Below are 8,441 nucleotides of genomic sequence, written 5' to 3' on the forward strand. Positions count from 1 at the left end.
CCATGCTTGAGACCGCACTGAAAGGCAACTCCCGCTACTGGGGCTGGGTCACCCTCCTGCTGCTGATCATGGCAGCGGGCGGAGCGACCTGGTTCTACCAGCTCGGGCACGGCCTCATGATTACCGGCATGTCCCGCGACGTCTCCTGGGGCTTCTACATCGCCCAGCTGACCTACATGGTCGGCGTGGCGGCCGCCGCGGTGATGCTCGTGCTGCCGTACTACTTCCATCACTACAAGGCCTTCAAGAACATGATCATCCTGGCCGAGTTCCAGGCCATCGGCGCAGTCATCATCTGCCTCGGCTCGGTCGTGGTCGACCTCGGCCAGCCGCAGCGCATGATGAACATGATCCTGCACCCGACGCCGAACTCGGTCCTGTTCTGGGACATGATCGTGCTGAACGGCTACCTGTTCCTGAACCTGCTCATCGGCTGGGTCACGCTCATGCACCAGCGCAACAACATGCTCCCGCCCAAGTGGGTCAAGCCGCTGGTCTACCTGTCCATCGTCTGGGCCGTGTCCATCCACACGGTCACGGCCTTCCTGTACCAGGGTTTGCCCGGCCGCCATCTGTGGCTCTCCGCCATCATGGCCCCGCGCTTCCTGGCGAGCGCCTTCTGCGCCGGTCCCGCCATCCTGCTTCTGGTGGCCATGATCCTCGAGAAGGTGAGCAGCTTCCGCGCGGGCGAGGAGGCCAAGAAGGCCATGGCGAAGATCATCGTCTACGCCATGTGCGTGAACGTCTTCTTCTTCCTGTGCGAGGTCTTCACCGCCTTCTACTCGAACATCCCCGGCCACAAGGGCCCGCTCGAGTTCCTCTTCGGCGCGCTGCACGGCAACTACGTGGGCGTCCTGATGATCGTGGCCGTGATCCTGGCCGCCTTCTCGCTCATCTGCCTCATCCCGCCGAAGCTCCGCGACAACCAGAAGCTGCTGCCCTGGGCCCTGGTGGCCCTGGTCATCGCGACCTACATCGACAAGGGCGTTGGCCTTCTGATCGGCGGCTTCACGCCGAACGTGTACGAAGGCTTCACCTTCTACGCCCCGACCATCCCGGAGATGACCATCACCGCCGGCGTGTACGCCGCGGGCGCCCTGGCCATCACCATCCTGTACAAGGTGGCCCTGACCGTGAAGGAAGAGACCGCCTAGACGGACTCGCCTCCGGCCCGCGCGGCCGGAGGAAGGGCATCACGTGCCGTCACGAAGGCCCGCTCCCCTGGGAGCGGGCCTTCTTTTTTTGTGCACTGGGGCGGTGGCGTGGGAGGCGGGCGCTTCGAGGCCGGAGCCTCACTTCTTGAACCTGAGGGGCGAGGTCCCGTATTTGCGCCTGAACGCCGCGATGAAGGCGCTCGGGTAGGCGTACCCCAGCCGGTCCGCTATTTCCGCTATGCCTTGGCCCTCGGCCAGGAGGCTCACGGCCTTGGCGAGGAGGACGTCCTTCCTCCACGCTCCGAACGAGCTGCCGGTCTCCGCCATGAAGCGGCGGGTGAAGGTGCGCCGCGACATCCCGGCTGCACTGGCCCAGGCGTCGAGCCCCCGCCGGTCTTCCGGCTGCCGCAGCAGGCTTTCGGCGATCTCCCGCAGCCGGTCCGACATGGGGAGGGCGACCCCGAAGTTCTCCTGCTCGGCGCCCGCCAGCTCCTGCCCGATGATCTCGGCGAGCGGCCCGAGCCTGGTCGGCGGGAGCGACTCGCCGTCCTCGGGCAGGGCCTCGAGCGCCGCGAGCAGGAGCGGATCTGTGCGCAGGACCGCGATCTCCTTGGGGAGGAATGCCGCATACGCCCTCGGGACCATGACCTTCCAGCTTCCCGAAAGCCCCGGGGAGCGCATGGAATGGCTCTGATCCGGCGGAATCCAGACGAGCCGTCGCCACGGCACGATCCAGCATCCCTCGGGAGAGAGAAGATGCACCGTCCCCCTGCCCACGTAGTTCAATTGCCCGTTCGTGTGGGTGTGCATGGGCACTTCGACGCGTTCCCGGGCATCATGCGGGTACTTGGTGAAAGGCCGGTCTCTGTCCATTGTGGCCCGATCTCGATATATTTTGACCGAATGTCGATACCGCATCTGGACTAGCACCGCCTATGAGTGGCGGCAAGGCGCGCGAGCGGCGCAGCCGCTGCGGCCATGTGCGTCGCGTCGATGAATGGAGTATGTTCGGAGAAACCACGAGGAGATGCCATGGAAAGCAACAAGACCGCACTGATCGTCGGCGCGTCGCGAGGGCTGGGCATGGCCCTGGCGCAGGAGTTCCTGCTGCGCGGCTGGAGCGTGGTGGGGACCGTCCGCGAGGGGAAGAGGACCGGGCTGCACGAGCTGGCCGAGGCTTCGGACGGCAGGCTCGAGGTCGAACACCTCGACATCACGAGCCCCGCGCAGATCGAGGCCCTCAAGGCACGGCTTGAGGGCAGGCGCTTCGCCCTGCTTTTCGTGAATGCCGGGATCACGAACCCCCGCCACGAAACCATCGGCGAGGTCTCCACGGACGACTTCGTGCGCGTGATGGTCACCAACGCACTGTCCCCGCTGCGGGTGGTCGAGCGGCTCGCGGACAACGTCCTCCCCGAGGGAACCATCGGCGTGATGTCGTCCGGCCAGGGCAGCGTGGCGGACAACGAAACAGGGGGATTCGAGGTCTACAGGGCCAGCAAGGCGGCGCTCAACACGTTGATGCGGAGCTACGCGGCCCGCGGCGGCGCAAAGCGCACGCTGCTGCTCATGGCGCCCGGCTGGGTGAAGACCGACATGGGCGGGCCCGAGGCGCGGTTCACCATCGAGGAAGTCATCCCGAGGATCGCGGAGACCATCATCGCCCAGGAGGGCAAGCGGGGGCTGCAGTACCTGGATCGCTTCGGAAAGGCAGTCAGGTGGTAGCGCCCGGCAGCGCGCCTCAGACGAGCTTCTTGGCCACCAGGTAGTTGATGAACTTGGTGGCTTCCTCGAAGTTCGGATTGATGGTCAGGGCCTGCTCCAGGGCCGTCTTGGCGCCCAGGGCGTCGCCCTGCTCGAAGAGGGCGCGGGCCTTGTTGTAGAGGATGTTCTCGTCGCTCGGGGAGAGCTCCACGGCGCGCGTGTAGTACTCCACGGACTCGCTGTACATCTTGTTCTTGCGCAGGTTGATGCCGAACTCGTTGAAGAGGTGCTTGTGCTCGGAGCCGAAGGCGGCGTCGAGCTTGACCAGGCGGTGCAGGATGTCCTCGGCCTTGGCCGTGTCGCCGCGCTGCATGTAGCACAGGCCGATGCCGAAGGTGGCGCGCACGTTGTCCTCGTCCACCTTGAGCGCGTTGCCGTACTCCATCTCGGCGGAGAAGGTCTCCCCGCGCTGGCGGTGGCGGTCCGCGCGGGCGAGGGTCTTCTGCAGCTCCCTGATCTTGGGAAAGACCTGCTGCTGGTAGTACTCCGGCTCGGGCGCGTACTGCTCGAGGAGATCTTCCTTGGTGATCGTCTCCTTGGTCCCGGTGGGCACGTTGTTGTTGCCCAGGGGCTGGATCTCGATCTCGCCGGCGTCGTTCTCCTCGGCGTAGAAATAGCCCTGCTGCACGGTCTTGCGCTGGGTCACGCCCGTGCCCACCTTGTAGACCTTCTGCGCGGAGAAGACCCCGCGGATCCTGTCGTCCTTCAGGGTGGTGATCGTGGTTTTTTCGTCTGCCATGAGGTCCGCCGTGTTGCTGCTTCCGCCGAGGCGTTGCCGTGCGGGCCACCGTAAGAAATCACGTCGGGTTTCGCAACAGGCAAGGCGTTGTTCCTCCCCGGCGAGGGACTCCCGTCCGGGCTCCCGCGCCCGCCCGCCGCCCTGCCGATCCCGCGGCCGGGCTTGACCGCGCGGCCGGGACGGTCCATCGTCCTGCCTCGGTCCGAGCCCGAGACCGAAAATGCCGACGAAGCGCCCGGGCCGGGGCGGAAAGGAGCTGCATGGCGACGGCGGAGCACACGAAAGAATTGCGGAGCGGGGAAGGGGAGCCGCACGGCCTTCGCGCGGCCCTGCGCCTCGTGGTCCTGCTCCTCGCCCTCGCGGCCCTGCCGGGACAGGCCTGCGCTGCCGGGAACGCCGGAGATGCCGGGAAGGCCGGGAACGGGCGCGCCCCGGTGCACGCCGCGCGCATCCTGCAGACCCGCCCCCACGACGACACGGCCTTCACCGAAGGGCTTTTCTTCGCCAACGGAACGCTCATCGAGAGCACGGGCCGCTACGGATTCTCGGAGTTGCGCCGCGTGGACCCGGCCACGGGCCGGGTGCTCTCGCGCGCCGTCCTGCCGCGCGACCTCTTCGGCGAGGGCGCGGCACCCCTGCCGGACGGCCGCATCGTGCAGCTCACCTGGAAGGCCCGGCGCGCCCTGGTGCGCGATCAGAAGAGCTTCGCCGTGGAGCGCGAGTTCTCCTACCGGGGCGAGGGCTGGGGGCTGACCACGGACGGCCGCCGCCTGATCATGTCCAACGGCTCGGCCCGCCTGACCTTCCGCGACCCCGCGACCTTCGCCCCGCTCGGCGACGTGCTGGTCACGGACGGCGGGGAGCCCGTGCAGGGGCTGAACGAGCTCGAGTACGTGCGCGGGCTCGTGCTGGCCAACGTCTGGCTGACCGCGGACGTGGTCGCGGTGGACCCGGCCACGGGCCGCGTGCGCTGGCGCCTGGACCTCTCCGAGGCCTGGCGGCGAAGCGGCCTTGCGGGCAGCGCCGACGCGCCGGAGCAGCGTTTCGTGCCCAACGGCCTGGCCTACGACGCGGGCGACGGCGCGCTCTGGGTCACGGGCAAGTGCTGGCCCGTCATCTTCCGCGTCGCCCTGCCGGACGACTTCCCCCGCCCCTAGGCGGCCTTCGGCTCCCCCCACGGCCGAACCCTTCGACAGGCGCCGCGATTTCCGCTACCACTCGACGAGCCGGGCGGACGAAGCGGGACGGGTGAGGCCGGACCGGTGAGGCTGCACGGCGCGCTCTGCGACACGATTCGAGGACGCGGGAAGGACAATGGGCAACTCCGAGCAGAACGTCGGGCCGAACCCCGGGCCGAACGGCGGCCAGGCTCCCGGCCAGGCCGAGGGACCGTCCTCCGGCTCCGCCGCAAGCGCCGCCGTGGACCAGGCTGCCGAGCAGGACGCCCAGTCCCGCGGGCCCAAGGTGCTCAAGGTCGAGGCCGAGAGCGTGCCCGAGCCGGGCAACGCCATGCCGGACCTGGACATCCTGGAGATGCCCGTGGAGGGCGTGGCCGCCTTCTGGCTCTCGCTGAAAAAGCTCTGCGACATGCGCCGGGGCAAGAAGGTCATGTCCGAGGAGGCCGAGTACACGGCCGAGCCCTTCATCCGCCACCTCCTCGAGATAGGCCTCGATCCCTGGCCTGAGCAGGCCGTGCGCGGCGCTGCCGAGGCCAAGGCCCGCACCATCCGCGAAGGATACCGGGGCAAGCTCGGGCTCATGCGCGTCGCGCTGCGCGCCCTGGATTCCAAGGAGAACCCGCGCATGGCCCTCGTGCGCATGCAGGCCCTCTTCCCGAGCGTGTCCGTGGACGAGGAGCGCGCCCTGCGTCTGGCCCAGGGGCTGGCCCGCGGCCTGGCCGAGGGCAAGGCCGACAGGTCCACCCTGCTCTCCGTGACCACCCGCCAGAGCCCGGACCGGCTGATGGTCAAGCTGCTCTTCTACCTCATGCACGGCCGCAAGAACGGCCTGGAATCCCTGCGCGAGTTCCTGCCGCACTGCGGCTCGCGCGCCTTCCGCGAGGGGCTGACCCAGCTCCTCGACGGGTTCGAGGCGGGCTTCGTCCTCGAGACGGCGGAGCGCTCCCACACCGCCCTGCTCGTGGAGGCCAAGCGCAAGATGGCCATGTCGCTCGAGATGTTCCTCGGCATCCGAGGCCGCCTGACCTACGACCAGCTCTACACCCTGGCCAAGTCCTACATCCCCTGATCCCCTGATTTCCCGATCTTCGGGACCGCCGCCGACCAGCCGCCTCTTCCCTGCGTCCCCTATCCGGGCAGGCGTCCTCGTTTCCGCCGCTTCGGCGGGTTGGTTCCCCCCTTTCGATAGTTCTTTTAATCACAAAGTTCTGAAGGTGAAGGGCCCAAAGTGTTACCTCTTGACCCATATCCTGGCGGCCAGTAACACAGCCGCCACATTCTGCCCCAACCCTCAGGGAGAGTTGATGTGATTTCTCTCACAAAGTCTCTCAACGCGAAGATCGTCCTGCTCGTCTCCGCCACGGCCCTGCTGGTCTTCGCCAGCATCACCCTGCTCAACGCGGCCTCCCAGAGGCGCGCCATGCTCGAGCAGATGCGCGCGTCGGCGGCGCGCACCGCGGAGCTCATCAGCCAGGCCATCGAGAAGCCCATGGTCGTGGGCGACGACGCGGGCACCCGCGAGGAGTTCGCGGCCATGCGCGAGCGCTACAAGGACGTCTCGGTCTACCTGACCAACTTCCGCGGCAACGTGACCTACTCCACCCGGCCCGAGGCCGAGCGACGGGACTTCGCCACGCTGCACTCCGAGCCCGGGCTCGTCGCCCTCGCGGCCCGGGGCCTGGCCGAGAAGACCGAGGACGGCAGCCTCTTCACCGTGGACGGCCGCTCCCTGTTCGTCGAGGTCATGAGCGTGCCCAACGACAAGCGCTGCCACCACTGCCACGGCTCGCACCAGCCCATCCTGGGCGAGATGGCCGTGCTGCAGGACGTGACCCCCATCGTGGCCGGGGTGCGCGCCGAGACGAGCCAGTCCGTCCTCGTCTCCGCCCTCGGCCTCGTCGCGCTCCTCGCGAGCGTCATCTTCTTCGTGCGCCGCTCCGTGGTCCGCCGCATCTCCGTGCTCACCGCGGCCAGCGACCGCGTCAGCCAGGGCGACTACTCCGTGGACTTCGCCGTGCCGGGCGCCGACGAGCTCTTCCGCCTCTCCAAGAACCTCGGCGGCATGGTCGGCGACCTGAAGAACAGGCTCGGCTTCGCCCAGGGCATCCTGCAGGGCATGACCACCCCCTGCCTGGTCGTGGACAACGAGCTGCGCCTGACCTTCGTCAACCGTCCCCTCCTCGAGCTCTTCGCGGACCGCGTGACGCCCGAGCAGTGGCTCGGCAAGAATCTCACGGAGTTTCTCCAGGGCCTGCGCACAGAAGAAGACAGCATCACCCGGCGCTGCCTCGAGGAACGCCGCTCCATCGTCGGCGTGGAGCGGACCATGCGCTCGCGCAGCGGCGCCCCCGTGCACGTGCGCATCGACACCGCGCCGCTCTTCGACCTCGACGGCGAGCTCATCGGTGCCTTCACCATGTTCGCCGACCTCACGGCCATCAAGGCCGACCAGGAGCGCATCGCCTCGCAGCACGCCACCATCGCGGGCGTGGCCGTCAAGGCCGAGGCCATCGCCGGCGACCTCGCGGAGTCCTCCAGCCGCCTGCAGGAGAAGGTCCACGACGCGGCCCAGGGCACGGACCGCCAGATGGGCCGCATCGCGGGCACGGCAACGGCCATGGAGGAGATGAACGCCACCGTCCTCGAGGTCGCCCGCAACGCCTCGCGCGCAGCCGAGCGCGCCGGAGAGACCAGGAGCCGGGCCCAGGGCGGCGCGGGCGTGGTCGAGGAGGCCGTGGCCGCCATCCTGCGCGTGCAGCACGAGGCCGCGCTCATGCGCGACAAGATGCACCATCTCGGACAGGAGGCCGAAGGCGTCGGCCGCATCATGCAGGTCATCGAGGACATCGCCGACCAGACCAACCTCTTGGCGCTCAACGCCGCCATCGAGGCCGCGCGCGCCGGTGACGCCGGACGCGGCTTCGCCGTGGTCGCAGACGAGGTGCGCAAGCTCGCCGAACGCACCATGGGCGCCACCAAGGAGGTGGCCCATGCCGTGGAGACCATCCAGCGCGGCGTGGCCGAGAACATCGCCGCCTCGGACGCCGCCAGCGCCGCCGTGGACAAGAGCGCCGACCTCGCCGGACGCTCGGGCTCGGCGCTGCGCGAGATCGTGGGCCTGGCCGAAGGCACCGCCGACGAGGTGCGCGCCATAGCCACCGCCTCCGAACAGCAGTCCGCCACCAGCGAAGAGATCAACACCTCCACCGACGAGATCAACACCATCGCCCGGCACAGCGCCGCCGTCATGCAGGAGGCCGCGGAAGGCGTGCGCCACGTCGCCCGCCTCGCCGTCGACCTGCGCGAGCTGATCGGCACGATGAAATAGGAACAGACCGACCGCCTCCGGCGGCCAGGGAGGGCGCTGCCCTCCCTGGACCCTCCCGGCAGGAAGGGGCTCCTCGCCCCTCCCTGCACCCACCCTCGCAAGGGGTTACCCCTTGACCTCCCTTCGCATGCGCTACGCAGGGCCTCCGAACACGGGCAGCCCGGGCGTGGGGGGCTGCCGGGCAGGGCGGTCGTGCGCCGTGGGCGGAGGAGGAAGAATCGGCCCGTTTTTCCCGCCGGACGGCGGAAAAAACGGCCGCCACCATCTCCTTTGCCTGC

General features: G+C 68.6%; 7 protein-coding genes. 5 read left to right on the plus strand and 2 right to left on the minus strand.

The annotated features are described in order from the left end of the window. The first annotated feature begins 2 nt into the window (after positions 1 to 2). Complete coding sequence (gene dsrP, locus DSX2_RS12245) at positions 3 to 1,154, plus strand: sulfate reduction electron transfer complex DsrMKJOP subunit DsrP (protein ID WP_020881418.1); 1,152 nt, start codon at positions 3 to 5, stop codon at positions 1,152 to 1,154. Positions 1,155 to 1,292: 138 nt separating this feature from the next. Here dsrP and DSX2_RS12250 read toward each other — a convergent pair whose 3' ends face one another. Then, entirely contained in the window at positions 1,293 to 1,964 is a 672-nt protein-coding gene (locus DSX2_RS12250; protein WP_236615117.1) for an AraC family transcriptional regulator, read from the minus strand. Between the two features lie 222 nt (positions 1,965 to 2,186). On the opposite strand from DSX2_RS12250, the gene DSX2_RS12255 reads away from it, so the two are divergent. Then, positions 2,187 to 2,879, plus strand: a complete 693-nt coding sequence (locus DSX2_RS12255) for an SDR family NAD(P)-dependent oxidoreductase (RefSeq protein WP_020881420.1) — start codon at positions 2,187 to 2,189, stop codon at positions 2,877 to 2,879. A 16-nt stretch (positions 2,880 to 2,895) separates the two neighbouring features. Here the strand turns inward: DSX2_RS12255 and DSX2_RS12260 are convergent, their stop codons facing one another. After that, positions 2,896 to 3,657, minus strand: coding sequence for a lipopolysaccharide assembly protein LapB (locus DSX2_RS12260; RefSeq protein WP_020881421.1), 762 nt, complete (start codon positions 3,655 to 3,657; stop codon positions 2,896 to 2,898). A gap of 260 nt (positions 3,658 to 3,917) precedes the next feature. Here DSX2_RS12260 and DSX2_RS12265 point away from each other — a divergent pair, with 260 nt between their 5' ends. From DSX2_RS12265 to DSX2_RS12275, 3 genes are all read left to right on the plus strand, one after another. Beyond that, a complete protein-coding gene (locus DSX2_RS12265) occupies positions 3,918 to 4,814 on the plus strand; it encodes a glutaminyl-peptide cyclotransferase (protein WP_020881422.1) in 897 nt (298 codons plus the stop codon). 157 nt (positions 4,815 to 4,971) lie between these two features. Further along, positions 4,972 to 5,904 carry a hypothetical protein gene (locus tag DSX2_RS12270; protein WP_020881423.1) on the plus strand — a complete coding sequence of 311 codons (933 nt, stop codon included), beginning with the start codon at positions 4,972 to 4,974 and terminating at the stop codon, positions 5,902 to 5,904. A 237-nt stretch (positions 5,905 to 6,141) separates the two neighbouring features. After that, positions 6,142 to 8,163: a methyl-accepting chemotaxis protein gene (locus tag DSX2_RS12275; RefSeq protein WP_020881424.1), complete on the plus strand. Its 2,022-nt coding sequence runs from the start codon at positions 6,142 to 6,144 to the stop codon at positions 8,161 to 8,163. Positions 8,164 to 8,441 lie beyond the last annotated feature (278 nt).

Origin of the sequence: Desulfovibrio sp. X2, from assembly GCF_000422205.1 — a bacterium.
Taxonomy (GTDB): Bacteria; Desulfobacterota; Desulfovibrionia; order Desulfovibrionales; family Desulfovibrionaceae; genus Alkalidesulfovibrio.

Bases quoted from the DNA above. Each gene is read 5' to 3' on its own strand.
- DSX2_RS12250 (WP_236615117.1), bottom strand. From the start codon at position 1,964: ATGCACACCCACACGAACGGGCAATTGAACTACGTGGGCAGGGGGACG.
- DSX2_RS12265 (WP_020881422.1), top strand. From the start codon at position 3,918: ATGGCGACGGCGGAGCACACGAAAGAATTGCGGAGCGGGGAAGGGGAG.
- DSX2_RS12255 (WP_020881420.1), top strand. From the start codon at position 2,187: ATGGAAAGCAACAAGACCGCACTGATCGTCGGCGCGTCGCGAGGGCTG.
- dsrP (WP_020881418.1), top strand. From the start codon at position 3: ATGCTTGAGACCGCACTGAAAGGCAACTCCCGCTACTGGGGCTGGGTC.
- DSX2_RS12270 (WP_020881423.1), top strand. From the start codon at position 4,972: ATGGGCAACTCCGAGCAGAACGTCGGGCCGAACCCCGGGCCGAACGGC.
- DSX2_RS12260 (WP_020881421.1), bottom strand. From the start codon at position 3,657: ATGGCAGACGAAAAAACCACGATCACCACCCTGAAGGACGACAGGATC.